Raw genomic sequence first — 23,988 nt, 5'->3', positions numbered from 1 at the left:
ACGCTGCGGATCGTGGTCGCCGAGGACGCGGCCCTGCTCCGAGAAGGGCTGGTGCGGATCCTCGAACGCGCCGGGCACGAGGTCGTCGCGGCCGTCGCCGATGCGCAGGCCCTGCTCACGTACGCGGGCAACTGCCGCCCTGACCTCGTCGTCACTGACATCCGCATGCCACCCACCCACACCGACGAGGGACTGCGCGCGGCGGCGACAATCCGGGCCGCTCATCCCGGCATCGGGATCATGTTGCTGTCGGCCTATGTCGCCGACGCCTACGTCGGCGAACTGCTCGACTCAACCCCCGGCGGGGGCATCGGCTACCTACTCAAGGACCGGGTCGGCCACGTACGCGACTTCCTCGACAGCATCGACCGCGTCGCGGTGGGCGGCACGGTCATCGACGCCGAGGTTGTCCGCCAACTCGTCGGCCTCCGGCACGCCGACGGTCCGCTCACGGGCCTCACCGAACGCGAACGCGAGGTTCTCGCGCTCATGGCCGAAGGCCACACCAACCACGCGATCGCCGACAAGCTGTTCGTAAGCGAGGCGGCGGTACGCAAGCACGTCGGCAACATCTTCGCCAAGCTGCCGCTCGACCCGCATTCAGATCGCCGAGTCTCGGCCGTTCTCACCTACCTGCGCGGCTGACCGAGCGCCACATCGCGCGGCCTACTGGAAGTGAATCAAGGCGGCCTTCTTTCACGTCGACCTCCCCTTTGCGGCGATCCAAGTATGTACCGCGCTACCCGCCCCGCCGAGGGCGCGGCGCGACTGACGTCCGTAACCGAAAGACCCGGCTGCACGTCCAGGTAGCGCACGTCCAGATAGCCGTGCGGCCGCACGGGCGGCGACAGCGTGCTGAGGTGGTACTCCAGGTCTGCCGCGGTCGATGGCGCCTCCAGCACCCCTTGATCCAGTTTGCGAACGTCATGTCGACCGGGGCGTTGTACCTGCCAAGAATGCCATCCGGGCAGCTCAGGCGGCGTGATCGTATTGGTGAAGGACGCCACCGAGGTGGCCACGCCGGTGGATGTTCAGCCGGACGAGTTGGTCCGGGTCGGTGATCGGTTCGGGCAGCGGCTTCAGCGGCCGGACATTCACGATCCCCTGATGCGGTCGGTGTAGGTTGTAGAACCGCTTATGCTCCCGCAGCGTATACACAGAAGCCGCTGGTTCCAGATCAACGTGCAGTGAGGAGCGCAAGCCAGCCGGCGATACCGCAGAACACGAAGTAGATCAGACGCAGCGGCATGCGTCATGATGATGCCCGACGTCATGGCCGAACGTCGCATCTGCCCATGTCAACCACGGTGACGGGCTTTGGAACCCCGACGGGTCCGTATGTGACACGTCGGACGAGCGCTTCGAACGGTCCGCGGTGGCCGGCGTGGCGCATGCGGTCGGCGAGGACCACCGTCACGATCCAGGTTCCCGTTGCGAGCAGCGCCGTGCCGGCGACGTCCAGGGTGCCGGAGAGGTCGAGCAGGAAGGGCGTGAAGGCGATGGCCCAGATCACCGACTGCATCAGGTAGCAGGTCATCGACCGTTGGCCCGCGGCGGCGATCGCGTCGGTGACCGGCCGTCGGCGTCCGGGGAGCCAGGCCGCGATCAGCGCCAGCAGGGCGGCATAACCGAAGCCGCCCAGCATCCCGGTCGTGTCATGCAGGGAGCCCAGCAGTTCGAGCGTCGGTTGGTTCGGCGGCGTCACCATGCCGGCGAGAATCAGCGAGACCGGCTGAGCGCCGAGCACCGCGGCACCGATGCCGATCGACGCTGTGACGCCCAGAAGCATGCGGTGCCGCTCCGGGTGCTCGAGGATGCGCCGGCGGCCCGCCCACAACCCCACCATGAACGGGCACATAAAGCCCAGCGGGCCGAGGGACGCCACGAAGAGCGCCGCCAGAGCTCGTTCGGCCACCATGGTGCCCGCGTCCGGCGGAAGCATTGCGGCGTCGGGTCCGGCCAGGCTGATGACGAGAGAGTCGTCGCTCGGCAGGGAGGTGAGCACGAAGAACGCGAGCGCTGTCAGCACCAGCCAGCGGTCGTGCCAGCGCACCGCCCATGCTCCCAGGAACAGCAGCACCCCGTAGGCCGCGAGGATGTCACCGACGTAGAACAGCAGCGCGTCCAGCAGACCCACGACCACGAGTGCAGCGCTGCGCCGCCATAGCAGCCGGCGCACCACCCGAGGTCTCGATGCCTCGTGGCGGCGGACGATCTGGGCGACGCCGTACCCGAACAGCAGCCCGAACATCGGGAACGCACGGCCGTCGACGAAGGTCGAGATCAGCCAGGTGACGGCCGCGTCGAGACCCGATCCGTTCTGCGGGTAGCCACCCAACACCGATGGGCCGGTCAGGAAGTAGTGCGAGTTGGCCAGCGCGATGAACAGCAGCATGAACCCACGCGCCAGGTCTGGCGCCAGAGCGCGGGCCGCGGGAGTAGTCGGCCCGGGTGATCGCGTGGGCACGTCGGCTGTCATGCGGTTACCGTACGGGCCGGTGACCGGGCTCCGCAGTCGCCGAATGTAGATCCTGAAGCATGCCATCGCACCCCCTGCGTCGCCATTGGTCGCTGGTGGCCGGGCTGACCTCAGGGCCTTTGCAAGGTAGGTACTTCACCGCTTTGCGCTTGTCAGTAGGCCGAGGACCTGCAGCGGTCGGCGGGGGGTCTCTGGCGTTGGCGCGGAGGGCTCGGGCGGATCGAGGTCACCTTCTTCGACACCCGCCAGACCCTCGGCGTCGGCCAGGCCCGCAACCGCACCCCACAAGCGGTGAACCGCACCTGGGCGTTCGGGATGTACATCTACACCCTCGTCGTGCTCTGGTACGCACTGCACGGCCACCGGTCCGGGATCGTCGCAGACCGCCGCGTCCACGCACCCTGGTACCTGCCAAAGACCGACTCGTCGTTCGCCGACATGCTCACCACACTGCGACGAACCCTCATCGCCGCCCGATTTATGGGCTCTCGCCCAGCTCAACCCACCAACGCCGAAATCCGTCAGGTCCAGCGAGCATGCGCACTCGCCGCAGCATAGACCGCGAAAGTCGCGATCCTCGGCACTGCGCCACTATTGCCGGTCAAGATGGCATTGAGCAGCCGAAATGCTGACGCCGGCCGTCTACTGTGGATCTGAAGCGCTCCGTGGATGCTCGTCTGTTTCGGAGCGATTGAGTGTGCCCACGTCCAACCGAAGGCGACGTTGCCCGACGGTGTCCCGCAGGACAAGCGAGCCTCGGAAGCCGGCGAATGATCGAGCCGCGCGCTGGCCATGTCAACGGTTCTTCGTTAAATCGGCAGTGCGGTTTCGAGCCGTCCTGGCGACCACATTGCCACGCACTCCGCGCGACTTCTCACGCAGGCAGGCCAGCTGGTATGCCCCTTGGCATTCGAAGGCGGCGGCCCTGGAGAGGCCGGCGTGCTCCGCGATCCTGGCAACGGACGCCTTCTCCAAACCCATCTCCGCGATGACAGCCACGGTGGCTGACGTCCTCGATCCCCCCGGTCTACTCGCGGACCCCGACCATGACCGCGATGACCGCGGCTGGCCTGGACTACGTCCTGATCACCTCGATGCCCTCGGCTTCGTACACCGCAGGCCCGGCTAACGCCGCAGTTGGGCGGCTCGGGCCAGTGTCGACTCCGGAGGCTCGCCGGCCGTCAGGTCTATGTCTTCGGTGATCCGCCCGTCGGCGAGGTGGAGCAGTCGGTCGCAGCGGGCCGCGATGTGATGCTCGTGGGTCGCCAGCAGCACTGTCATCCCGCGTGCTCCGCGCAGGTTGAGCAGCAGGTCGAGGATCTGCGTGCCGTTGGCGGAGTCGAGGTTGCCGGTCGGCTCGTCTGCGAGCAGTAGTCTCGGCTCGCCGATGAGCGCGCGTGCGATCGCCACCCGCTGCTGCTGGCCGCCGGGCAGCTGAGCCGGCAGCGCTCGCTCCCGCCCGGCGAGGCCGACCGCGTCAAGTAGGTCCCGTGCGCGTGCGCGCTTGTCGAAGCCGACCCGGAAGGGCAGGACCGGCGCGATGACGTTGTCCAGGGCCGTCAGGGCGGGCAGTAGATGGTACCGCTGGAAACGAATCCGACCGTCCGGCGATACTCGCTCAGCTGCTTGCGCCGCAGCGCCGTCGCCTCGACTCCTCCACCACGATCGTGCCGTTGTGCGGTGCCTCGATGGCGCCGATGAGGTGCAGCAGTGTCGATTTGCCGGACCCGCTCGGCCCGGTGATCGCGGTGCAGCTCCCGCCGGCGACTTCCACGATGAGGTCGTCGGCCGCGATGATCTCCTGGGCACCGGTGTGGAACCGGTTCGTGAGTCCGGAGATGGTCAGTGCGGCACCTGTTGGCATCGGTCACTCCTCGGCGAGCAGTCGGGCGGTCGGGATGCGCTGGACGAGCAGGGCGGGTACGAGCGCGGCGGCGGTGGCCGACAGCGCGCCGGCCACGATGGCGGCGACCGCGGTGACGACGAGGCCAGTGGTGATGTCGCCGACCAGCCAGGCGGCCCCGACGAGACCCAGGCTGGCACCGAACGCGCCGCCGAGCACGCCGATGCCGAAGCCTTCGGCGGCGATCAGTCGCGCCAGCGCTGCGGCGGTCCAGCCGAGCGCGCGCAGTGTCGCCAGCTCGGCGGCGCGGTCGCGGATGTTGAGGTACAGCACGTCGGCGACGGCGAACGCGCCCAGCAGTACCGTCGCCACCACGGCGATCGTGTCGACCGTCCGGACCTGGAGCGACACCGCGTCGCCGAGCAGCGTTCCGACGATCGCACCGTGGAAGGCGAACGTGACCGCTCCCAGCAGCGTGGCCGCGGTGGTACCGATCGCCAGTGCCGATGCCCCGAGCAACGTCCGCCCCGGCACTCTGAGCAGGTTCGCCAGCCCGAGCATGAGCGGACCGCGTGGACTTCCGGTCCGGCGGAGGAGCGCCACGGCGGGACGCAGCCCGCAGGCCGGGCGCATCCGTGCCGCGTTCGCCGCCGGCACGGCGCCGGCGAGCAGCGCAAGCGCGAGCGCGATCGGTACGGCGAGCAGCACCTGCGACCACGTCAGGCGAATGTCGAGCAGCAGCCCGAGTGGCGCGGCCAGCAACACCGTGCCAGCCCCGGCGACCAGGCCGATTGCGGCGACCTCGCCGAGCACCGCAGTGAAGACCTGGCGGGCCGGCCAGCCAAGAGCGGTGAGCGTGGACAGTTCGGCACGCCGGTCGCGGACCCCGGCGGCGACCGCGTTGGTCAGAAACAGCGCGCACACGACCAGCACCAGTGCGAACAACACGACGCTCTTGCGGTCAACGGCGCTGACGATGGCCGCGGCGACGCCCTTGTGCGTCCAGGGCTCGGTGACCCGCAGTTCGGGTCGTTGGTACTTGCCTGCGGCCAGGGTCACCGTCTGCGGCGTCGGCGACGATCCGTAGGCGATGTCTACATCGAGCCCGGTCGCTGCGGCAATCTGCTCTGCGACGATCCGGACCCGCTCGCGGGAGGTCGACGTGAAGCCTTGCACCCCGGTGACCCGTACGCGAACGGCGCTGATCGGAGCGTCCTTGTTGGGCGCGTCGGTTTCCCGCAGGGTCTCGGCCAGCGCCTCCAGCGTGGTGAGCAGCATCGGCGGGGAGGAGAGGTAGCCGGCCGGGTTACCGTCGGGTCGTAGTGCCTGGTCGCCGAGCAGGTCACGGGTGCGCTGGTCGGCGCCGACCGCCTCGGGCGCTTGGTAGGTCTCCAACGACACGCGGCTGAGCGGGTCGAACGTGGCGAGCTTGCGCGGGTCGAACGTTCCCACCACTTCGGTGCTGTGGAAGACGCTCGAGGGGTTGTTCCAGTTGACCTGGCCGATCTCTCGGAACGCGGTGTCGTCGATCTGCCACGGCACGGCGAGTCCGCGTACCTCCGGCGTGCGCCACGCATCCGGGTCAGCGTCGATGGTCTCGGCGACCAGCGTGCCGTCTGGAGCGGTGCGGTACCGCACGCCTCCGACCTGCATGAACTGAATGAGGTCGGGGCGGTAGCCACGCTTGGCGAGCGTTTCCGCGAAGGCCTGCTCGGCAGTGAAGTTGCGGGTGGCCAACTGCTGGCCGTGCAGGCCGTCGAGCATCGCGAGCGCGTCCTGGGCCGACGACCCCGGCGGCGGTCGGTCGAGCGCCGTCCGGGTCATCGTGACGATCGCGCTGTTGTCCGGGTACGCCCGGTCCGTCGCGATTACCGGCAGGATCCTGTTGATGCTGTCGGACCGCGTCCGGTCGGTGCTGTCGAGATACCGGCCGCCGGTGAGTGCCTGGCGCAACCCGACGAGCCGCTCCTCGGCGATGGGGTCGACGCCGGCGACGAGGAGCGGCACGTGCCAGGTGAGGCGGGCGACCGCCCGGTCGGAGGCCGGCGACGGAGGGCGCTGCTCGAACCGGCCGTCCCGGGTCAGTTGCAGGACCTGCATGTCGGTGTAGTCGCGGTCGGTCATCAGGTCGGACATGGTCGCCCGGGTCAGCCAGGCGCAGAGCGGCGCGCCGTCCTCCAGTACCGCGAAGCCGTCGCACAGCTGATCGACGGGAAGTACCTCGCCGCCGGTGAACCGGACCGTCGTCCCCCGGTTCTCAAGCACGGGCCAGGAGATCTCGTGCCTGGTGACGTAGACGTACAGCGGGCGGGCGGTCACGGTGGAAAGCCCTCGGTCGGCGAGAAACGTGCGGTCGAGGCGGATCACCTGCCGGTCGAGGTTCTTGTCGATCAGGTCGGTGATGTCGACGTCGACGGTGATCCCCGCGTTGGCGTAGCCGGCCATCGCGATCGGCGCCGCGACGTCTACTCCGGGCACCGCGGCGACCTTGTTGACGTCGTCGAACGTGAGTCCGCCGTAGATGCCGGACAGCGAGTTGGGCCGGATGAGGGCGCGTTCGTTCTCCAGCGCCGTCCGGGTGCCCTTGGGTCGGACCAGGATCTCGTAGGCGGTTTTGGCGCTGCTGTCGACCTCGCCGGTGACCTCCAGCCGCGCGGTGTCGGTGGCGCCGGTAAGCACGGTGAATCCGGTGGTCGCGGTGAGCACGCCTAGCAGGAGTGCCACCGACCTCGCCGCGCGCCCTCGCAGTGAAGCCCAGATGAAGGAGATCACGGCGCTACTCTGTCGCAATACATTGCGACAATGCAAGATGCGGGCCCAGTCCGGGTATGCCGATCCACCACGCGGTGCTCTCACTGCTGGCCCACGGGCCTAGCTACGGATATGAGCTCAAGAGCGCCTTCGAAGCGGCAGTCGGCCCGCAGTGAGGCCCGCTGAACACCGGCCACCTGTACCAGATCCTCGACCGTCTGTACCGCGACGGCATGGTGAGCTCCGAACGACGGGTCCCAGGCGGTGAAAACCGGACCGCGTGATCTACGAGACCACCGAAGCTGGAGCGGTCGAGCTGCGGCGCTGGCTCTCCGAAGCAAGCCCCCCGTAGCGGCGGCTTCCGGGACGACTTCTTCCTGAAAGTGACAGCGGCCGCACGAACAGGCGATTCGGATACGGTGCAGATGGTGCTCGGCCGGCAGCGCACTCATCTGCTAAGGGAACTTCGCAACCTCGACGGCCTGCGGCCGCGCGGCGACAGACCCGGTGGTCGGCCTGTTGCTGTCGTCCGCAACCCGGCACGTGCAGGCGGACCTGTCCTTCATCGACGAGGAAGTCGTCGTCACGGAGGTCCGCGACCTTGAACCACTCGCCGAGCAGCATCGACGCCACCCGGCGGGCCGGCGCCGGGCCTCTGCGGTTCCGGGTGTCGGGGCCGGTGACCGTCGTGGCGGATGCCGGCGAGGCGGTGGTGGTCCTGTGCGCGAAGCTGCGACCGCTGCTCGCAACACGGCCATCGCGCACACGATCAGACCGTCGTGGTCCTGGCCAGGAAGGCGACCACCTCCTCGCGCAGATCCGCCGCTCCGACGATCGCCGTGCTCACCAGCAGCCCAACGACGGCCGGTCCGAGTTTGGCCAGCGCCTTGTCGCGGTAGCTCGGGGTGGGGAATCGCAGTATCTCATCCGCCGATTCCGAAGCGGGGTCCAGGCGGCGGACAGCAGCCAGCCCACCGACCCACCGGTTCGACCGCCGCGTGCAACGCCTCGCATATGGTCGGCAGCGACCTCAGCCAGCCCGCGCGCTGCGGCTGCCGCACAAGCGGACTCGATATGTCAATCCTTCGACGTCGTCGGGTACAGCCTGGTCATTGCCCGGAGCGTAGTGGTGATGCGTGCGACCAGCTCGGGAGGGGCGAGCGCCTGCGCGTCCGCACCGAGCCGGAGCAAGCTGGCCGCGGCGTGGTCCACGTTTCCAGCGGGATGGTGACGCGTCGCCATCCGTCCGGGTCGGCGGGTGTGAGGGTGCGCGCTGCCAGCCGGCCGGCCCTCGGGCCAAGGATGTCGGGTAGCGCGGCGATCCCGGCAGGCGACAGGCGTACCACGGCGACCTCGGCCGTTTCGGCCCGCTCGTATCGTTCGACGTGTGCGTGCCAGAACGTGGTCAGGTCGAAGCCGTCCGGGCGGGTGAACAACTCCGGCAACTGCCGGAGCTCGACGATGGCGGAGACCCGGTAGGTGCGCGGCTCACCGCTCCCGGCGGCGATCAGATACCAGACTCCCGCCTTGAGGACGAGGCCGAGCGGGTGCAGCCGCCGGCCGACCACGCCCGGCCGAGGGGCCCAGCGACGGTACCGGACCTCGATGACCTGGTCCTGCCAGAGCGCCTCCGCGACGGCGAGCAGGTGCGGCACCGCGTCCGGCTCCCGGTACCAGCCCGGCGCGTCGAGGTGGAAGCGCTGCCGGATCCGTCTCGACGCCTCCCGGTACGGGGTGGGCAACGCGGCCATCAGTTTGAGTTCGGCGGCGGCTACCTGGGCACCGAGTCCCAGCTCGGCGGCCGGCTGCGGCATGCCGGTCAGGAACAGCGACTCGGCCTCGTCAGCGGTCAGCCCGGTCAACCGGGTGCGGTAGCCGTCCATCAGCTGGTAACCGCCGGTGGGTCCCTGCTCGGCGTAGATCGGCACGCCCGCCGCGGCCAGCGCCTCGACGTCGCGGTAGACGGTCCGGGCGGTGACGCCGAGCTCCGCGGCGAGCTGTGCGGCGCTCATCCGCCCACGGTTCTGCAGCAACAGCAGCAGGGACAACAACCGGCTGGCACGCACCGCGACAGTCTTCCAGACCACTGACAGAAGATGTCAGGGGTAGCGCCCCATGATCGCCGGCATGAACGACTTCGACTTCATCATCGGCTCGTGGAACGTGGCCAACCGGCGCCTCAGGACGCTCTTCGCCGGCAGCGAGGAGTGGGACCACTTCCCGAGCACGGTGACCAGCCAGAGCATCTTCGACGGTGCCGGCAACACCGAGGAGATCGTCTTCCCGACGCTCGGCAGCCGCGGCTTCTCGCTGCGACTGTTCGACGTCGAACGCAAGGAGTGGTCGATCCACTGGGCGAGCAGCACCACCGGCCTGCTCTACCCGCCGGTGGTGGGCACCTTCACCGACGGCCGCGGCGACTTCTACGGCGACGACACCCACGACGGAAGGCCGATCAAGGCGCACTTCATCTGGTCAGACATCACCTCCACCTCGGCACGTTGGGAGCAAGAGTTCTCCGCCGACGGTGGACACACGTGGGAATCCAACTGGGTCATGGAATTCTCCCGCGCCTGACCAGCGGCCGGCGACACGGCTCCCCTGACTTCGGGACGGTCGGCGCCACCACAGTGGATGGTCGACGGACCCAGTTCCTCATCACCGGCAACTCCACCACGCAGGCGGTCCGGCAAGCCTGCACACCGTATCGGAGGTCGCCCTGTACGACGCGAACCGACCGTGAGAGCTTCCAGCGCACGGCCGTGTTCGAGGCCGACTTGGCCCGTTGCTGCACCAATTCGACAGGGCGGGTTGCTGCCGTACGCGACGACGGGCACTGTTGCACTTGGCGATCGGGAGACCGCGGTTAAGGCCGGTGCGGGCCGGTGTCAGATGGTGGCGGCGAGCGCGGTGAACGCGGCAGCGAGTCGGAGTCCGCGTGGAGCGTCGACGCCGAGTTCGTAGTGGCCGCGGCGAACGTTCTGCATGAACGCGTGCCCGGCGATGATCGTCTGCGCGGTCCGGGCAGTACGGAGTCCACGCATCGGTCTGAGCCGGTGTTTGAGCTGGCTGTGTTCGGCCTCAATCCGATTGTTGGCGTGCCGTTCCACGTGGTGCCAGGCCGAAGGGACCAGCTCATCGAGCACGGCCGGGTACACCGGTGCCGCGTCTGTGACCACCTCGCTCGGTGTCACCTTCAACGTGGCCAACGCCCGGCGGAAGAACCGGCGGGCCGCGGCAGCGTCACGGCGGGCGGAGAAAAGCACGTCGATGACCTGGCCATACTGGTCGACGGCCCGGTACACGTACCGCCATACGCCGTTGACCTTGATGTACGTCTCGTTGACGAACCACCTGTCGCCTGGTGAATGCCAGCCGAACCTGGCTGCGTCAGCCAGCAGCGGTGTCAAACGCTGGACCCAGCGGAAGATCGTGACGTGATCGACCTCGACACCATGCTCGAGCAGTAACTTCTCGACGTCGCGGTAGGAAAAGGTTGTACCGCAGGTACAGCCGAACGGCGACCATGACCACCTCCGGCGGGAACCGCAAGCTGGCGAACGCTGACTGCGGTGGTACGGCTGCCCGCCGGTTCGAGAACCTCACTGCTCACGTCTGCTTCGATCTTGCCGAACGGCGGATGCAACAGAGCCCACGCAGGATTACAACTTACCTTCGTACCGACGACCCGAAGTGTTGGCGGCACGGTGCATGAATCATGACCATGGCAGTTCCCGCCCATCCGTGCGCGAACGGCGGCAGATCCGGACGCTTGACCGATCGTGTTGGCGGGCAGTGGGCTGCCCGCTGCGTCGGGGGAAGTGGCACCGGGTTCACCAGAGTTGCTGTTGCCCGGGAACCTCGTCGCTGATCGAGTCGGGGAGTTGCCACAGCCGTACGGTGGCATCCTGCCCCCTGGTGATCCAGCGGCCATAGCCGTCGGTGGCGGCAATTGCGTTCTGGGTCATGTAGTGGCCGTAGTTGACGTTGGCCTGCCAGCGCAGGCTGGTCGTGACGAAGGTGTGCCGCAGCATGTGTGGGTGCTTCCTCGGCATCCGGACGCCGGCGGTGGAGGCCAGGTGCTTGAGCCGGCGGGTCGCAGCGTGTCGGTCCATCCGGGTGCCGAGCGTGCTGCGCAGGATCGGCCCGTCGAGGCGGCCGTTGACGGCGCGTTCGATGGCCCGGGCGACGGCCGGGGGCAGCGGGATGAGCACGACCCTGCCGCCCTTGCCCCGGACCCGTAGGATGCAGGTGCCCGAGCCCGAGGGTGGGTGACTCCGCAGGCACGGTGGCCGGCGGGTGAGTGGGCAAGGATGCCGTCGATGACGCAGGTCCGGTAGAAGACGACCACGATCGACAACCGTCGGGACACTGTAGATGGTTGGTACTGGCGTACGTCCTGCAGCCAGCGCAGGTACCGTTCGATATCCGTCCGGACCGCTGCGAGCGGATCGAGGTCATGGTCGGCGCACCAGCATAGGAAGACCCGTAGGTCTGACTCTCAGTGTAGCCGGGTCTGACCGCGGTAGAGGCCGAGGTGCTCGGCGGTCGCCGCACGCAGTACGAGCTCGTTCGGGGGCCCGCCGCTGACGGCTGGGACGGTGATGGCAGCCATACATCACGATGCATCACCCGTGGTGATGAACGCCAGGGCGCTCGCCGCGGCATACGTGCGCGCCTGATCTTGTAGCACGCGTCTGCGTGGGTGACCATGGCAGCCATGAGCCGGCCAGGCCGAGCCGGCGCCACGTCGGGTGGGGCATGAGGATGCGTCGCATCAGGCTGTCGTGGCTGCGTCGCCGACCCGCCGGAGCCGGGCAGGACCGTCGGTGGGCGTAGCTCGCGTCGACACTCGCGGACGTCGGCTTCTGGAGCGACCTGCCAGCCGCCGCGGTGGACGACCAGCGGCGCGAGGTGGCGGCAGGAGGGTATCCCTTCAACTGCGCCGTCCTTGACGATGTGACCTTTCGTGCCGACGGCGAGGACCTTGCGGAGGGCGGCGTTGAGGACCTGTTCGGCGAGATGGCTCCGGCGCTGCGGCGATTCGGTGTCACACTGCGGATCCGCACGGTATGCGGCAACGGCGACGAGGAGGGTTACGTCCTGGACATCAACGGATGCCGTTTCCCGGTCCTGGACGCCGACGATTGGCGTTACAACTCGCCGTGGTTGGAAGCGACCGTTCGCCCCCTCGCCGTCGTGAACGACCTGCTCGCCGCGGCGGGCACGCCGGTTCGTGTCTTCACGCTCTACGCGGGCGAAAACGACGGTCTGGCATTGCTGCTGGACCCAGCGGTCGTTCACACCGTACGACGCAGCGGCCTGGTCGATGACCGCAACACTCCTGAACTTCCAAGACCCAACCGCGACCGCTGAAACTCCACGCCCTCAGCGGGTCCTCCGCTGTGGAACGTCAGCGACGCCCGTGCCTACCGCGCGACCAGCGGCTACGGATACGACCGACGCGTCAAATCGCGCGTCTCGGCGAGCGCATCCCGGCCGCGGTCGCAGACAAGCGCGCAATCGCGTTCGGACGGCGGCTGCTGCCCGGCACGTAGACGTCGATGAGAATCAAGTCGCGCAGCCGTGCTGCGACGGACAGGTAGCGCACCGATCCAGACAGGGCGGAGCTCATGTCCCCAACTGGGTCATGTGTCCCTGACGAGTGGTCCCCGCAGCCGTCGTGAAGTCCGCTGGAGCTGAAGCCTGCACCTGCGGCGGGCACCGAGCCGAAGCGTCGCACATGCTGGCCAGCGCTGGCCGTACCCCCGTACCCTGCCGGGATGTTCTCCGCGATCTTCGACGGCATCGGACGGCATCCACGTTCGATGATCGGTGGTGTGGTCCTCATCGCGGTAGGGTCCGCCGGGGTGCAGCTGCTGGCGGCGCCGGACAGCGACACCAGGTACGCGATCCCGGCGGTGCTGTCGTTGCTCGTGCTCGCGTCCAGCGTGCTGTCGCTCGTCGCGTTGGCCAGGCCCCGGCCTGCGGCGTTCGTCGTCGATGCCCGGTCGGCAGCGTTTCGTACCGTCTCGCACCCCCGTCAGGTCCTCGCCCGCGCCGCCGCTGTGTTGATCAGCACGGCCCAGGCCACGTCCCGGATGGCCGCGCATGCCCGGGAGGGCGATCCCGCCTGGGACCCGATGTCCAGGACGTCGGACGTGCTCGCTGCCGTGCTGGTCGTGCTGGCGGCGCTGCTCGTCGCGGCGGTATGGCGCGGCAGCGGTCTGTGGCTTCGACAGGACGGGCTCACGGAACGCAACCCACTCGGCTCCGTCACCGTGCCGTGGGACGCCCTGTCCCCAAGTGCACTACCGCCGACCACACCGTCCGCTTGGTCGTTGCGGCTCGGGTACGCCAAACCCGAGCTGGTTCGACGCCGTGGACTGGCCAGCAGCCGGCGGATCAGCACGGACACCGTCAACGCGCTGTTCCTCGTGCATACCCTCCACTACTACCTCACGCATCCTGAACAACGGCAGGCCATCGGCACCGAATCCGGGTACGCCGACCTGCTGCGGGTGCTGTACGGCGCGACACCGCGTCAGCCGGTCGACGGGTACACCCGGCGAACCCCATGAACATCCCGACGACTACTGCGGCGGAGACGCCGTCAATCGCCGCGTCATCGACTGACACATGGCTGTTCGGGGGACCTCGAGCATGGGTTCCTCGCTACGATGCCGGCCATATCTACGGGGGAGGCAATACCGCATGTCCGTGCCCGGTTCCGAAATCCCTGAGGGTCCTCCTGCTTCGCAGGCCGCCGCTGCGTCGGCGCCCGGCGACTACCCGGCCCTGCCCGACGCCGGCCTGCCGCCCGGAGGTGCCCCGGCTCCCGCGTCCGGCGGAGCTTCAGCGGCCGGCAACGGTCCGACGTTTGGCGACGGCGCCGCGTTCGGCAACCCTCCAGCATTCGGTGACGGTCTGGCGTCGGTGGACACGACCCTGCTCGCCGGCGTCCCCGCGTCCGCCGAGGTGATGTTCGAGGACGGAACCCCGGGGCCGCGCAAACCCCGCCGCCTCGGCGCGGTCCTGGCCGCCGCCGGCGTCGCCACCGCGGTACTCGTGGCCGGCGGCGCGTTCGCCGTCGTCCGCTACTGGAACGGCCCGGTCGGCACCCTCCCCGAGGCGGTCATGCCCGCCTCGGTCGCCGCGTTCGCCCGCCTGGACCTGGCACCTGGCATCGGGCAGCGGGTCAAGTTCGACGCGCTGTTACGCCGCGCGGGCGGCAGCGGCCCGAAGTCGGTCGACGAGGCCAAGCGCCAGGCGTTCAGTGACCTCCAGGCATCGATCTCCTACGACGACGTCGCCGCCTGGTTCGACGACCGGATCGGCGTCGCCGTCTGGCCGGACGCCGCAGGCAAGCCCACGGTGCTCGCAGCCGTCGCCGCGAAGGACTCGCAGAAGGCGAAGAAGAGCCTCGCCGCCGTACAGCAGAAGCAAGGATCGGACCACTTCGGCTTCGCCATGCTCGACGGCTACGCGCTGCTCGCCTTCGCGAAGAAGGACTCCCAGCAGGCCGCCGACGCCGCTGCGAAGGCCCCGCACCTGTCGGCCGACCCGGCCTTCACGGCCGCCCTCGCCAAGCTCCCCGCCGACCAGCCCGGCCTCGCCTGGGCCGACCTGAGCCGCGCCGCCGCCCTGGAGCCCACCGTCTCCGACCTGGCCTTCGGCGAGTCCATCGGCGGCCCGGGCGCACCGTTCGGTGGGCCGGGCGAGCTCACGGACACCGCGGGCGCCGCACCCATGCCCGAGCTGTCCGGCACCCTGATCGCCGGCCTGCAGGCCACCGACGACGCGCTCGAACTGCGCGCCCGGTTCATCAACACCAAGAACGTCCCCTTCACCGGTACGGGCAACGGCGCCGACCTCATCGCCAACCTCGGCGCGCTCCCTTCCGACGCGCGGATGGCCGCCGCGGCCGACAGCCCCGCAGGCGACCTGTCCGCGTTCGGCGCCGAGGGCATGTTCCTCACCGCGTTCCTGTTCCCCGAAGCCCTCATGGGCGCCGAGCCGGCGGGCTCCGACGAGCCCCCGTTCAAGCTCCCGCCGAACATCGACCCGAACGACGACGAGGCCGTCGACAAGTACCTCAGCGAGCACCCCGAACTCTTCACCGACCTCCTCGCGGGATCCGTCGGCGACCCGGCCGTACTCAAGGGCGGCGAATCCCTGGCCAAGGCGCTGCCGACCGCCAAGTCCTTCACCCTGACCATCGCCGGCGCCGACACCGACGAGCAGGGCCTGCCGGTCCAGCTGGACCTCCGGCTGCCCACTGCGGCAGCCGCCACGCAGCTCAAGAACGACCTGGCCTCCGTCGTGAGCACCGCCAAGGCCACTTGCACCGTCCAGGGCGACCATCTGGTCCTGCGCACCGCCAAGTACGCCGGCGCCCAGACCCCGCTGTCGTCCACCCCGCTCTTCAAACAGACGATGCAGGGCGCTCTGCAGAACCCGACGGCCGCGATCTACGTGCCCGGCACCGCCGACATGGCCCCGATCAAGTCCATGGGCCTGACCACGGCCCGAGACGGCCAAGACACCGTGCTTCTGGCCCGCATCCTCCTCTGACCCTCCTCCAAGAATCGAGATCATGATCGGGTGCGCGCTTCTCGGCACAAGCGCGCACAGCCGCACGGTTCGATGCGCCCGCCAGTCACCACGAAGCGTGACGATCTTCGAACCGGTTGCCGCGCGAGACCTGCGGCAGAAGAGTAAGGCGGCTGAATCGAGGACCGGAGCCACGCCCGAGGCCCTGCTGACGCATCGGTCAATTTAACGAAGCTGACCATCGTGTTCCGAGCTGCGGAGCAGCCACCACTTCACCTCCAGCCTGTCCGTGCTCGGCTGATCGGCACGCCAGCCGACGGTGGTCGGCCGCGCAGTCTGTATGCATGGCAATATCTCGGCGTGACCATGAATCAGCGGCTCGTCGACGCCGCGATTGACCAGATGAATCGCCGGTGGCCCAGCGGAGAGACTGGTGGCGCTGCGGCCGTGTGCCTGGACGACGGCCAGATTCTGACCAGCGTATGCCTCGACAATCTCAATGGCGGCGTCTCGCTGTGCCATGAGACGGGGGCGATCTGCCAGGCCTATACGCTGAACAAGCGGGTGACCGCGTCAGTTTGCGTGCTGCGTGAGGTGGGCAGCTCGGAGATCGTCGTGCTGGCGCCGTGCGGCATCTGCCAGGAGCGGCTCGCATTGTGGGGCCCAGAGGTGCAGGTTGGCGTCGGCGATCCGGGCAGTCCGTCAGGGTGGTCGGTGCGCACGCTGCTCGAGGTAAATCCGTACTACTGGGGTGCTCACTTCGCCGACGGCGGGCGCTGGCCGTCGTCGGCGCAGCACTCCTCGTGACGGATCGCGTGCGGCCGGACGCGTCCGAGTTTCGTGGCCCGAGGGCCAGGCGGTCAGACGGGATCACGGCTACTCGCGGTTGAGAAGGCGCCGGAGCGGAAAGAGCGGCCCGAATGGCAGCGACCGTCCTTACGACGTCAGCGATGCATTCGTGGGCGCCGGCGTCGGTAGTGAAATGATCCGGCCCGTTCCCTCCGGCATGATCATGTGCACTCAACTCGGCATGTGCGAGCGTCCAGGAGATGCGGCAGACGACAAGCGAGCCTACGGACCGTGATGGCCGTACAGTTGGCCAGCGCGCACGGTCGGCGGCTATGAGCGGATGCGGAACCGCTGGCGTGGCTGCGGGTGGCCCCTATCGGGAGGATTCGTCGATGAGCCAGGTCGTCACGACGGTCGGCGTCGGGCTCATGCCATGTCCGTCGGCCGTCAGCCGCGCCTCGAGTCCGTTGATGCACACGGGCCTCTCATCATCGGTCCACCATCCCACCGAGAATCCGCTCGCCGAGTTCGTCGGCCGTAGGCGTGGATGACGGGCACGTAGGGCGGTCAGGTAGGCATTGGCGTCCGGCGGTGTCTCCGTGGACAGGAGCCGCTGTTGGTGGGCGTGGTGGAGCAGGGCGTCGCACTCCAGAAAGTGATCGAGTGAGGGAAACGCCGGCGCGTCACGGTCCAGGAAGCCGAACCACACCGTTTCGTCGGGGCGCACAGATCCACTGCGGCAGCCGTCGGGCGTGGCGTCCATGACGGCGTACGCAAAGACGACGTGTCCATCGAGATCGACCTCGAATGTGGGCTCGAACAGGATCTCGGCTTGACGAAACACGCTGAAGTAGGTCAATCCCGAGTATCGACGCTGAATACGCCGAAACGTGGCCAGGATACCCTCATCGCTGTATCCGAGCACCGAACGCATCGCAGCCCGGCACTCGTCATCACTCGGCCCCGGCTCGAGCGGAGCCACCCGCGCGTGCATGGTCAGGAACTCCTGCGCACGCGCGCCCAGCGGTGATGGGGAGACAAGGACGTGCGCTTGCGACATCAGCCAATTCTCCGACACGCCGCGGCACGCGCTTACCGTCCGCCTCTCGGCATGTGCGAGCGTCCAGGAGATGCGGCAGACGACAAGCGAGCCTACGGACCGTGATGGCCGTACAGTTGGCCAGCGCGCACGGTCGGCGGCAGATGCGGAAACCAAGAGGGCTTGCCAGGCGCCTCACCGGTACAGGGTATGGACCGCTGGATTTGCCTGGTCGCGGCAAGATGGGCGGGCGTGCAGCCACCAGTGGTCGACCTGGCGGGACACCCAGGGCGTCACGCCGGGCTCCTCGGCCCGAACTTTTCGCGAAGCTTGGCAAGGTGCTGCGGCGCGTCTACCCACTCTTCGACGAAGCCGCAGTTCAGGCATACATAGCGGGCGACCGGGACAGGCCTTGTGAACTGGCCTACCTGGATGTTGTTACCGGATCCGTACGCACCTGTGTGGCCTGGAATGCGAATGATGTCCGACGCATGACACTTGGGACACGCATGGCTGTACTTCATGGTGCGATCATCGGTCATGACCGCAAGGCGCAGGGCCTCCGCCAACCTCCTGATCTTCGATCGTTTCTGCGGGCGGCAGCGGCGTCAGCGTGCACGCACATCGGCAGATGCGCGCGACTCGCAACTACTCGTCATGACGGTCAACCCCTACTGACAGTGACTTGACGTCGTGGTTCGACTCGTCCGGTGCCTTGCATCTTGGTCAATAGCTGGTGCCTGTCGTGACGGTGGCGGGCTGCAGGAGCCGCCGGCCGTCCGCAACGGCCTGGCGGCGCTGGCTGGCGTCGGGGTGTCAAGCAGCGGACGGGGCTGGCGCGCAAAGGCGACACGGAGGCGGTGATCAGGTAACTACGATCACTGGCTCTGAGCGTCGGAGGCGTTGAATGACCGTGCAAGAGCAGACATCGACACTGGCCAGTGGGGTTGAGTGGGTCCGCAGGTTGGGGGTCGCGGTGTTGGCCGGTGGCGTTGCCGGGCTGGTCGCCGGGGGTGTCGGCGGGCGGCTGATCATGCTCGCGCTGGCCCGGATGAACCATCCCCGGGCGACCGGGGTGCTGAGCGATGACGGCTTCGTCATGGGCCAGTTCACCCTTGCCGGCACCGTCAACCTCATGCTGGTCTGCACCGTCATCGGCGCGATCGGCGGGCTGGTCTGGGTTGCCATCCGGGGTCTGCGCTTCGGTCCAGTGTGGTGGCGGCGGGTCAGCGTGCCGCTCGGAGCGACGCTCGTCATCGGGTCGATGATGGTCCACAGTGACGGTGTCGACTTCACGCTGCTAGACCCGCCGCTCGTCGCCGTGGCCCTCGTTCTCTGTATTCCGCTGCTCGCGACGGTCCTCGTCACGTGGCTCGGCGACCGCTGGATCGGCAGCGACCAGACCGTCTGGCAGCGGATGCCGGCGGTGGTCGCCTGGATCGCCAGGGGCGCCTTGGCCCTGTTCGCCGGCTGGGCGCTGGTCGACATCGCCACCAAGGTCAGTCAGATCCTCTGACGGACGCCGCCCGGAAGCCCGTCAGGAGGCGAGCGAGATGGTCACGGGGCCGCCGGTGGGGTCGGCGGCCGTGACGAGACTGAACGGGACCCGGAAGACGCGGCCGGGGGCGGCGGGCCAGGGGAGACGGGCGGCGCCGATGCGGTGGCCGTCCTGGGTGGCGAGGACGTGGGGGAAGCGGCGGTAGGTGTCGGTCCACAGCTGGAGGCGGCCGCGGACCGGGGGCGGGCCGGTCGGGTGGAACCGCTGCGGTGCGACCCAGCGCAGCGGGGGCTCGCAGGTCAGGGCGACGGGTCGTACATCAGCGGCGGCACCGGCGAGGAAGGACAGGACGGCGGGGGTGACGTGGCGGCCGTCGAGGGCGGCCAGGTCGGCGGTGTCGACGGGGTGCAGGAGGTTGCCGGCCGCGAACACGCCCGGGACGCTCGTCGCGAGGGTGGTGTCGACGCGCGGGCCGCGGGTGCCGGGGTCGAGGGCGAGGCCGCCGGTGCGGGCGAGCTCGTGCTCGGGGATCCAGTCGCCGGTGAGGACGACGGTGTCGCACGGGACCCGGTGGCGGCGGCCGGTGCGCAGGTCCTCGATGTCGACGGACTCGACGCGGCCGTGGCCGTTGACGGCGGTGACGCGGGTGCGGGTCAGGACGGGGACGCCGAACGCGAGCCGGCCCGGCACGCGCAGCGTCGCGTGCGGCGACTCGGTGGTCATGAGCGCGGGGCGGCAGCCGGCGTGGCGCAGGGTGAGGGCGGCGGACCAGCTGACGAGGTCGGCACCGACGATGATCGCCCGGGTGCCGATGTCGCGCCGGTACAGGTGGACGAGCTGCTGGAGCTGGCCGGTGGTGTACACGCCGTCGGGGCGGTCGCCGGGGATGTGCCTGGCTGGTCTCGGGCGTTCGCGGGCGCCGGTGGCGAGGACGACCGCATCGGCGGTGATGACGCGCCGGCCGCGGGGGGAGGTGACCTCGAGGGAGCGGTCACCGGTCCAGCCGGTGACGGTCGCCTCGGTCTCCAGCCGGGCGCCGGCCGACAAGGCGGCATCGGTGAGGTGGCGGGCGTAGGCGGGGCCGGAGACGAAGCGGCGAAGGTCGCGGATGCCGTACCCGAGGTGGGCGCTGTGTCTTGGGATGCCGCCGGTCGCGGCCTCCCGCTCCAGGACGAGGACCCCGTCGCCGAGCCGCCGGGCGAGGGCCGCGGCGGCGGTGAGCCCGGCCGGCCCGCCGCCGACGATCGCGACCCTGACGTGCTCATTCATGCCCACCACCGGTGCCTCCGAGCGTCTCGACCAGGTCGCGGAGCTGGGCGCCGCAGTAGAAGCCCTGGCAGCGGCCGTTCATCGCCCGTGTACGACGGCGCAGGCCGTTCAGATCCGCCGGCGGGATCGGGGACGTGTACGCGTCGCGGATCTCGCCCATCGTGACCCGCTCGCAGAAGCACACGACGCGCCCGTACTCGGGGTCGGCGGCGATCGCGGCCGCGTCCTGGTACGGGCGGGGGAACGCCTCACCGAGGTTCGGCATGCGCGGCGGGTCCGGCAGTTCGTCGCGGGGCGTCACGTCCAGATGGCCGGACAGCAGCGAGCCGACGTGCTCGGCGATCGCCATCCCGGCGGTGAGGCCGGTGGAGCGGATGCCGCCGACGAGCACGTACCGGCGCGCGGGGTCGACGTCGATCAGGTAGTCGTCGCGGTCGATCGCGGCGCGCAGCCCGGCGTACGTGGCGGTGACCTCCTCGTCGAGGAGGCGCGGCAGCAGCGCGCGGCCCTTGTCGAGCAGGAAGTCGAGGCCCGCCGGGGAGGTGCCGGTCGCGGTGCGGTCGTCGAGGTCCTCCGCGGTCGGGCCGAGCATGACGTTGCCGTAGACCGTCGGGCTGACCAGGACGCCCTTGCCCACCTTGGACGGCACGGGCAGCACGATGCACGGCACCAGCGGCCGGGCCGCCTTGTCGAACACGAACAGCTCCCCGCGGCGCGGCGTCACGGTGAACCGTTCGTGGCCGAACAGCCGGTCGACGGTGTCCGCGCCGAGCCCGGCCGCGTTGACCACCCAGCGTGCGGTGACGTCGCCGCCCGTACACACGAGGCGAACGGCATCGGGAGTGCTGTCGACGGCCATGACGCGGTGCCCGAGCAGGAGCGTCACGCCGCGGTTGACGGCGTCGGTGGCGAGGGCCAGGTTGGTCGTCCACGTGCAGGTGATCGACTCCCCGGGCACGGTCATACCGCCGAGAGCGCCCGTACCGAGGTCGGGGACGCTCGCGTAGATGTCGGCGGCGCTGACCAGCTCGCACTCGAGGTACCCGTTGCGCTCCGCCTTCGTCCGCAGTGCGGGTAGCGTCGCGAGCTGCTCGTCGTTCCACGCGACCAGCAGCGCGCCGGTGCGCTCGACCGGGATGCCGGTGGCCTTCGCGTAGTCGCCGAGCATGGTGTACCCGCGGGCGACGAGACGGGCCTCGAGCGTGCCCGGGGTGGCGTCGAACCCGGTGTGCAGGATCGCCGTGTTGGCCTTGCTGGTGCCGTCGCCGACGTCGTCGCGGGCCTCGACCAGCGCGACGGTGAGCGAGGTGCCGCCGAGCATGCGGGCGATCGCCGCGCCGACGAGGCCGCCGCCGATGACCGCGACGTCGTAGGTGGTCATCGGTGTTCGACCGCGGCGTGGAAGCGGGCCATGTGCTCGGCGGCCCGGTCCGGCGACCATCGCGGCTCGTAGACCGCGGACGGCTGCCACCCGCCGGTCACGTCCGCCGCGGTCAGTGCCGGGTCGAGGGCGAGCGCGGCGCAGGCGGCGGCGCCGAGCGGGGTCGCGTGCGGCGACGGGTACACCTCGACCGGCAGCTGCGCGAGGTCCGCCTGCGCCTGCATGAGGACCCGCGAGCGGGTGAGCCCGCCGTCGACCCGCAGCCGCGTCAGGGGCGTGCCGAGGTCGTCGCCGGCGAGCCGCGCGACCGCCGCGACCTGCGCGGCCACGCCTTCCAGGACGGCTCGGACGAGATGGCCGCGGCCGGTGCTGAGCGTCATGCCGGTGAGCTGCGCGGTCGCGCTGGCGTCCCACCACGGCGCGGCGAGCCCGGCGAGCGCCGGCACGCACAGCACGCCGCCGTTGTCGTCGGCGGCGACGGTGTCGAGCTGGTCGGCGCCGTCGATGAGCCCGAGGTCGGCGAGCCAGCGCACCGCGGACGCGGCCGTGTACACCTGCCCGTCGAGGCAGTACTCCACCCGGTCGCGCAGCCGCCACGCGATCGACGCCGACAGGCCGTGCGCCGACCTTCTCGGTGCCGCGCCGAGCTGGGCGAGCATGAAAGCGCCCGTACCGTACGTGCACTTCGCCTCCCCGGCCCGCAGACAGGCCTCGGCGAGCAGCGCCGCCTGCTGGTCGACGATGAGCCCGGTCACCGGCACCTCGCCGCCGAACGCCGTGGTCGTGCCGACGACCGCGTCGCTCGCCACGACCTCCGGCAGCGCCTCCCCACCGAGGCCGAACACGTCGAGCAGCTCCCCGCTCCACGCGCCCGTGTCGAGGTCGAGCAGCAGCGACCGGCTGGCCGTGGACGCGTCCGTGACGAACGCGCCGCACAGCTGGTGCACCAGCCACGTGTCGGTGGTGGTGACGACACCGTCGGTGGTGAGGTGCTCGCGGATCCAGCGCATCTTCGGCGCGGAGAAGTACGGGTCGAGGACCAGTCCGGTACGGGCGGCGACCGTCGTCTCGTGGGCCCGCCGCGCGTCACAGACCGCCTCCGCGCGCCGGTCCTGCCAGACGATCGCCGACGTGAGCGGCGCGCCGGTCGCCCGGTCCCACGCGAGGACCGTCTCGCCCTGGTTGGCGAGCGCGACCGCGGTGATCCGGTGCCCCTCGGCGGCACGTCGGCCGGCGGTGAGCACCGACTCCAGCAGCGCGCCCGGGTCCTGCTCGACACCGCCGCCGCCGATGTACGAGGGCCGCAGCGGCTCCTCGGCGATCGCCAGCACCGCCCCACGGCCGTCGGTGACCACGGCCTTGGTGCCCGACGTCCCCTGGTCGACCGCGAGAATGCGCATGGTCACGTATACCAGTTCTCGTTCGCTCCCTAAAGATGAACAACAGGTGAAGCAGGCGCGAACTCCCTTCCGGGATCTCGGCACCGGGCGTTCAGCGTCCTACGGTCGTAGGTATGACGACCATGGTGCGGCAGCGGGTCGACGTCGCCGCGGCCAGGGACCTCGCCGAGGCCCTGCTCACCGACCTGCCGCAGCGCTGGGCACACACCGCGGGCGTGGCCGCCCGGGCCGTCGAGCTCTGCGCCGCCCTGGGCCCCGCGATGTCCCCGGCCGACCGCGACCGCGTCGTCGCCGCCGCCTGGCTGCACGACATCGGCTACGCCGACCCCGTGCGCGACACCGGCTTCCACCCGCTGGACGGCGCCCGGTTCCTGCGGGGCGCCGGCTGGGCCGCCCGGATCAACGCTCTGGTCGCCCACCACTCGGGCGCCTGCTACGTCGCGGAGGTCCGCGGCCTGCACCACGAGCTGGCGGAGTTCCCGCGCGAGCTGTCCCTGGTCGCCGACGCCCTCACCTACGCCGACCAGACCGTCGGCCCGGACGGCACCCGCGTCGACGTCCGCACCCGCATGACCGAGATGCTGTCCCGCCACGGCGCCACCTCCGACAACGCCCGTGTCCACCACCTGCGCGCCCCTGACATCCTCGCCACCGCCGCCCGCGTCGAGCACCACCTCCACCTCGCCACCGCGTAGCACCCTCCGCGCGGCTCAGGTCGCCGCGCGGTCACGGGACCACGCGGACGGCTCGGTAGTCGAAGCCGTCCTGGCCGGGGGACTCCCAGTCGAGGCGGACCACCTGGCCCCGCTCCAGGGCCCGGAACCCGGGCATGTCGATGGCGCTGAAGTGCGCCCAGCACCCGCCCGGCGTGTCCGGCGAGTCAAGGACACCCCAGCCCTCGTCGATCCGCCACTCCCGCGTCGTCGCCGTCGTCGTGCCGGTGCGCGCCTGCTCAGTCACCCGCGCAGCGTAAGCCGGACGTGCCG

At 69.8% G+C, this 23,988-nt stretch carries 22 protein-coding genes and 3 pseudogenes; 10 read left to right on the top strand and 15 right to left on the bottom strand.

Translation table 11 applies throughout. The annotated features are described in order from the left end of the window. Window positions 1-3 precede the first annotated feature (3 nt). Together ABD332_RS35800 and ABD332_RS35795 are read left to right on the top strand one after the other, a co-directional pair. On the top strand, window positions 4-645 hold the full coding sequence (locus ABD332_RS35800; protein WP_344507269.1) for a response regulator: 642 nt from the start codon (window positions 4-6) through the stop codon (window positions 643-645). Window positions 646-993: 348 nt separating this feature from the next. After that, entirely contained in the window at window positions 994-1,122 is a 129-nt protein-coding gene (locus tag ABD332_RS35795) for a hypothetical protein (RefSeq protein WP_344507138.1), read from the top strand. 148 nt (window positions 1,123-1,270) lie between these two features. Here the strand turns inward: ABD332_RS35795 and ABD332_RS35790 are convergent, their stop codons facing one another. Beyond that, window positions 1,271-2,395 (bottom strand): DUF418 domain-containing protein, encoded by a 1,125-nt coding sequence (locus ABD332_RS35790; protein WP_344507136.1) that lies wholly within the window; start codon window positions 2,393-2,395, stop codon window positions 1,271-1,273. Window positions 2,396-2,770: 375 nt separating this feature from the next. On the opposite strand from ABD332_RS35790, the gene ABD332_RS35785 reads away from it, so the two are divergent. Beyond that, window positions 2,771-3,037, top strand: coding sequence for a hypothetical protein (locus ABD332_RS35785; protein ID WP_344507134.1), 267 nt, complete (start codon window positions 2,771-2,773; stop codon window positions 3,035-3,037). A 567-nt stretch (window positions 3,038-3,604) separates the two neighbouring features. On the opposite strand, the gene ABD332_RS60200 is transcribed toward ABD332_RS35785, so the two are convergent. The 6 genes and pseudogenes from ABD332_RS60200 to ABD332_RS60480 form a co-directional block, all read right to left on the bottom strand. Next, window positions 3,605-3,889 (bottom strand): hypothetical protein, encoded by a 285-nt coding sequence (locus ABD332_RS60200; protein ID WP_425552343.1) that lies wholly within the window; start codon window positions 3,887-3,889, stop codon window positions 3,605-3,607. After that, window positions 3,890-4,021, bottom strand: a pseudogene (locus tag ABD332_RS60195) (ABC transporter); the annotation flags it as partial. A gap of 76 nt (window positions 4,022-4,097) precedes the next feature. Then, window positions 4,098-4,343 carry an ATP-binding cassette domain-containing protein gene (locus ABD332_RS60190; RefSeq protein ID WP_425552340.1) on the bottom strand — a complete coding sequence of 82 codons (246 nt, stop codon included), beginning with the start codon at window positions 4,341-4,343 and terminating at the stop codon, window positions 4,098-4,100. A gap of 3 nt (window positions 4,344-4,346) precedes the next feature. Continuing rightward, on the bottom strand, window positions 4,347-7,046 hold the full coding sequence (locus ABD332_RS35775; protein WP_344507132.1) for an FtsX-like permease family protein: 2,700 nt from the start codon (window positions 7,044-7,046) through the stop codon (window positions 4,347-4,349). A gap of 1,104 nt (window positions 7,047-8,150) precedes the next feature. Continuing rightward, on the bottom strand, window positions 8,151-8,315 hold the full coding sequence (locus ABD332_RS60485) for a WCX domain-containing protein (RefSeq protein WP_486303845.1): 165 nt from the start codon (window positions 8,313-8,315) through the stop codon (window positions 8,151-8,153). Between the two features lie 266 nt (window positions 8,316-8,581). Further along, window positions 8,582-9,085: pseudogene (locus ABD332_RS60480) on the bottom strand (helix-turn-helix transcriptional regulator); the annotation flags it as partial. Between the two features lie 115 nt (window positions 9,086-9,200). Here ABD332_RS60480 and ABD332_RS35765 point away from each other — a divergent pair. Next, entirely contained in the window at window positions 9,201-9,650 is a 450-nt protein-coding gene (locus ABD332_RS35765; RefSeq protein WP_344507128.1) for a hypothetical protein, read from the top strand. Between the two features lie 311 nt (window positions 9,651-9,961). Here ABD332_RS35765 and ABD332_RS35760 read toward each other — a convergent pair. Both ABD332_RS35760 and ABD332_RS35755 read right to left on the bottom strand, forming a co-directional pair. Continuing rightward, window positions 9,962-10,601, bottom strand: a pseudogene (locus tag ABD332_RS35760) (IS6 family transposase). 305 nt (window positions 10,602-10,906) lie between these two features. Further along, a complete protein-coding gene (locus ABD332_RS35755) occupies window positions 10,907-11,320 on the bottom strand; it encodes a tyrosine-type recombinase/integrase (RefSeq protein WP_344507267.1) in 414 nt (137 codons plus the stop codon). A 646-nt stretch (window positions 11,321-11,966) separates the two neighbouring features. Between ABD332_RS35755 and ABD332_RS35750 the strand changes: the two genes are divergently transcribed. Next, on the top strand, window positions 11,967-12,449 hold the full coding sequence (locus ABD332_RS35750) for a hypothetical protein (protein WP_344507126.1): 483 nt from the start codon (window positions 11,967-11,969) through the stop codon (window positions 12,447-12,449). A 91-nt stretch (window positions 12,450-12,540) separates the two neighbouring features. Here ABD332_RS35750 and ABD332_RS35745 read toward each other — a convergent pair whose 3' ends face one another. Next, complete coding sequence (locus ABD332_RS35745; protein WP_344507124.1) at window positions 12,541-12,708, bottom strand: hypothetical protein; 168 nt, start codon at window positions 12,706-12,708, stop codon at window positions 12,541-12,543. Window positions 12,709-12,856: 148 nt separating this feature from the next. On the opposite strand from ABD332_RS35745, the gene ABD332_RS35740 reads away from it, so the two are divergent. From ABD332_RS35740 to ABD332_RS35730, 3 genes are all read left to right on the top strand, one after another. Next, window positions 12,857-13,654, top strand: coding sequence for a hypothetical protein (locus tag ABD332_RS35740; RefSeq protein ID WP_344507122.1), 798 nt, complete (start codon window positions 12,857-12,859; stop codon window positions 13,652-13,654). A 139-nt stretch (window positions 13,655-13,793) separates the two neighbouring features. Next, window positions 13,794-15,647: a hypothetical protein gene (locus ABD332_RS35735; RefSeq protein WP_344507120.1), complete on the top strand. Its 1,854-nt coding sequence runs from the start codon at window positions 13,794-13,796 to the stop codon at window positions 15,645-15,647. A gap of 345 nt (window positions 15,648-15,992) precedes the next feature. Next, window positions 15,993-16,433 carry a cytidine deaminase gene (locus tag ABD332_RS35730; RefSeq protein ID WP_344507265.1) on the top strand — a complete coding sequence of 147 codons (441 nt, stop codon included), beginning with the start codon at window positions 15,993-15,995 and terminating at the stop codon, window positions 16,431-16,433. Window positions 16,434-16,788: 355 nt separating this feature from the next. On the opposite strand, the gene ABD332_RS35725 is transcribed toward ABD332_RS35730, so the two are convergent. Continuing rightward, complete coding sequence (locus ABD332_RS35725) at window positions 16,789-17,475, bottom strand: hypothetical protein (protein ID WP_344507118.1); 687 nt, start codon at window positions 17,473-17,475, stop codon at window positions 16,789-16,791. 958 nt (window positions 17,476-18,433) lie between these two features. On the opposite strand from ABD332_RS35725, the gene ABD332_RS35720 reads away from it, so the two are divergent. Further along, window positions 18,434-18,970: a hypothetical protein gene (locus ABD332_RS35720; protein ID WP_344507116.1), complete on the top strand. Its 537-nt coding sequence runs from the start codon at window positions 18,434-18,436 to the stop codon at window positions 18,968-18,970. A gap of 21 nt (window positions 18,971-18,991) precedes the next feature. Here the strand turns inward: ABD332_RS35720 and ABD332_RS35715 are convergent, their stop codons facing one another. Genes ABD332_RS35715 through ABD332_RS35705 form a run of 3 tightly spaced genes read right to left on the bottom strand, consistent with a single transcriptional unit; the run spans window position 18,992 to window position 23,002 of the window. Continuing rightward, window positions 18,992-20,221, bottom strand: a complete 1,230-nt coding sequence (locus ABD332_RS35715; protein ID WP_344507114.1) for an NAD(P)/FAD-dependent oxidoreductase — start codon at window positions 20,219-20,221, stop codon at window positions 18,992-18,994. Beyond that, entirely contained in the window at window positions 20,214-21,602 is a 1,389-nt protein-coding gene (locus ABD332_RS35710) for an NAD(P)/FAD-dependent oxidoreductase (protein ID WP_344507112.1), read from the bottom strand. The genes ABD332_RS35715 and ABD332_RS35710 overlap by 8 nt, the downstream gene beginning before the upstream one ends. Then, window positions 21,599-23,002: an FGGY family carbohydrate kinase gene (locus ABD332_RS35705; RefSeq protein WP_344507263.1), complete on the bottom strand. Its 1,404-nt coding sequence runs from the start codon at window positions 23,000-23,002 to the stop codon at window positions 21,599-21,601. The genes ABD332_RS35710 and ABD332_RS35705 overlap by 4 nt, the downstream gene beginning before the upstream one ends. A gap of 113 nt (window positions 23,003-23,115) precedes the next feature. On the opposite strand from ABD332_RS35705, the gene ABD332_RS35700 reads away from it, so the two are divergent. Beyond that, window positions 23,116-23,697: an HD domain-containing protein gene (locus tag ABD332_RS35700; RefSeq protein ID WP_344507110.1), complete on the top strand. Its 582-nt coding sequence runs from the start codon at window positions 23,116-23,118 to the stop codon at window positions 23,695-23,697. Window positions 23,698-23,728: 31 nt separating this feature from the next. On the opposite strand, the gene ABD332_RS35695 is transcribed toward ABD332_RS35700, so the two are convergent. Continuing rightward, window positions 23,729-23,962: a cold shock domain-containing protein gene (locus ABD332_RS35695; RefSeq protein WP_344507108.1), complete on the bottom strand. Its 234-nt coding sequence runs from the start codon at window positions 23,960-23,962 to the stop codon at window positions 23,729-23,731. Window positions 23,963-23,988: the final 26 nt, after the last annotated feature.

The organism is Dactylosporangium maewongense, assembly GCF_039531485.1.
Taxonomy (GTDB): domain Bacteria; phylum Actinomycetota; class Actinomycetes; order Mycobacteriales; family Micromonosporaceae; genus Dactylosporangium; species Dactylosporangium maewongense.
Note: the sequence above shows the minus strand (reverse complement) of the source record. Positions and strands in the feature narration are given on the sequence as shown.

Coding starts and splice junctions, on each gene's coding strand:
- ABD332_RS35790 (WP_344507136.1), bottom strand. CDS start 2,395: ATGCTGCTGTTCATCGCGCTGGCCAACTCGCACTACTTCCTGACCGGC.
- ABD332_RS60190 (WP_425552340.1), bottom strand. CDS start 4,343: ATGCCAACAGGTGCCGCACTGACCATCTCCGGACTCACGAACCGGTTC.
- ABD332_RS60485 (WP_486303845.1), bottom strand. CDS start 8,315: ATGGCGACGCGTCACCATCCCGCTGGAAACGTGGACCACGCCGCGGCC.
- ABD332_RS35765 (WP_344507128.1), top strand. CDS start 9,201: ATGAACGACTTCGACTTCATCATCGGCTCGTGGAACGTGGCCAACCGG.
- ABD332_RS35745 (WP_344507124.1), bottom strand. CDS start 12,708: ATGAGCTCCGCCCTGTCTGGATCGGTGCGCTACCTGTCCGTCGCAGCA.
- ABD332_RS35740 (WP_344507122.1), top strand. CDS start 12,857: ATGTTCTCCGCGATCTTCGACGGCATCGGACGGCATCCACGTTCGATG.
- ABD332_RS35730 (WP_344507265.1), top strand. CDS start 15,993: ATGAATCAGCGGCTCGTCGACGCCGCGATTGACCAGATGAATCGCCGG.
- ABD332_RS35725 (WP_344507118.1), bottom strand. CDS start 17,475: ATGTCGCAAGCGCACGTCCTTGTCTCCCCATCACCGCTGGGCGCGCGT.
- ABD332_RS35715 (WP_344507114.1), bottom strand. CDS start 20,221: ATGAATGAGCACGTCAGGGTCGCGATCGTCGGCGGCGGGCCGGCCGGG.
- ABD332_RS35710 (WP_344507112.1), bottom strand. CDS start 21,602: ATGACCACCTACGACGTCGCGGTCATCGGCGGCGGCCTCGTCGGCGCG.
- ABD332_RS35705 (WP_344507263.1), bottom strand. CDS start 23,002: ATGCGCATTCTCGCGGTCGACCAGGGGACGTCGGGCACCAAGGCCGTG.
- ABD332_RS35700 (WP_344507110.1), top strand. CDS start 23,116: ATGACGACCATGGTGCGGCAGCGGGTCGACGTCGCCGCGGCCAGGGAC.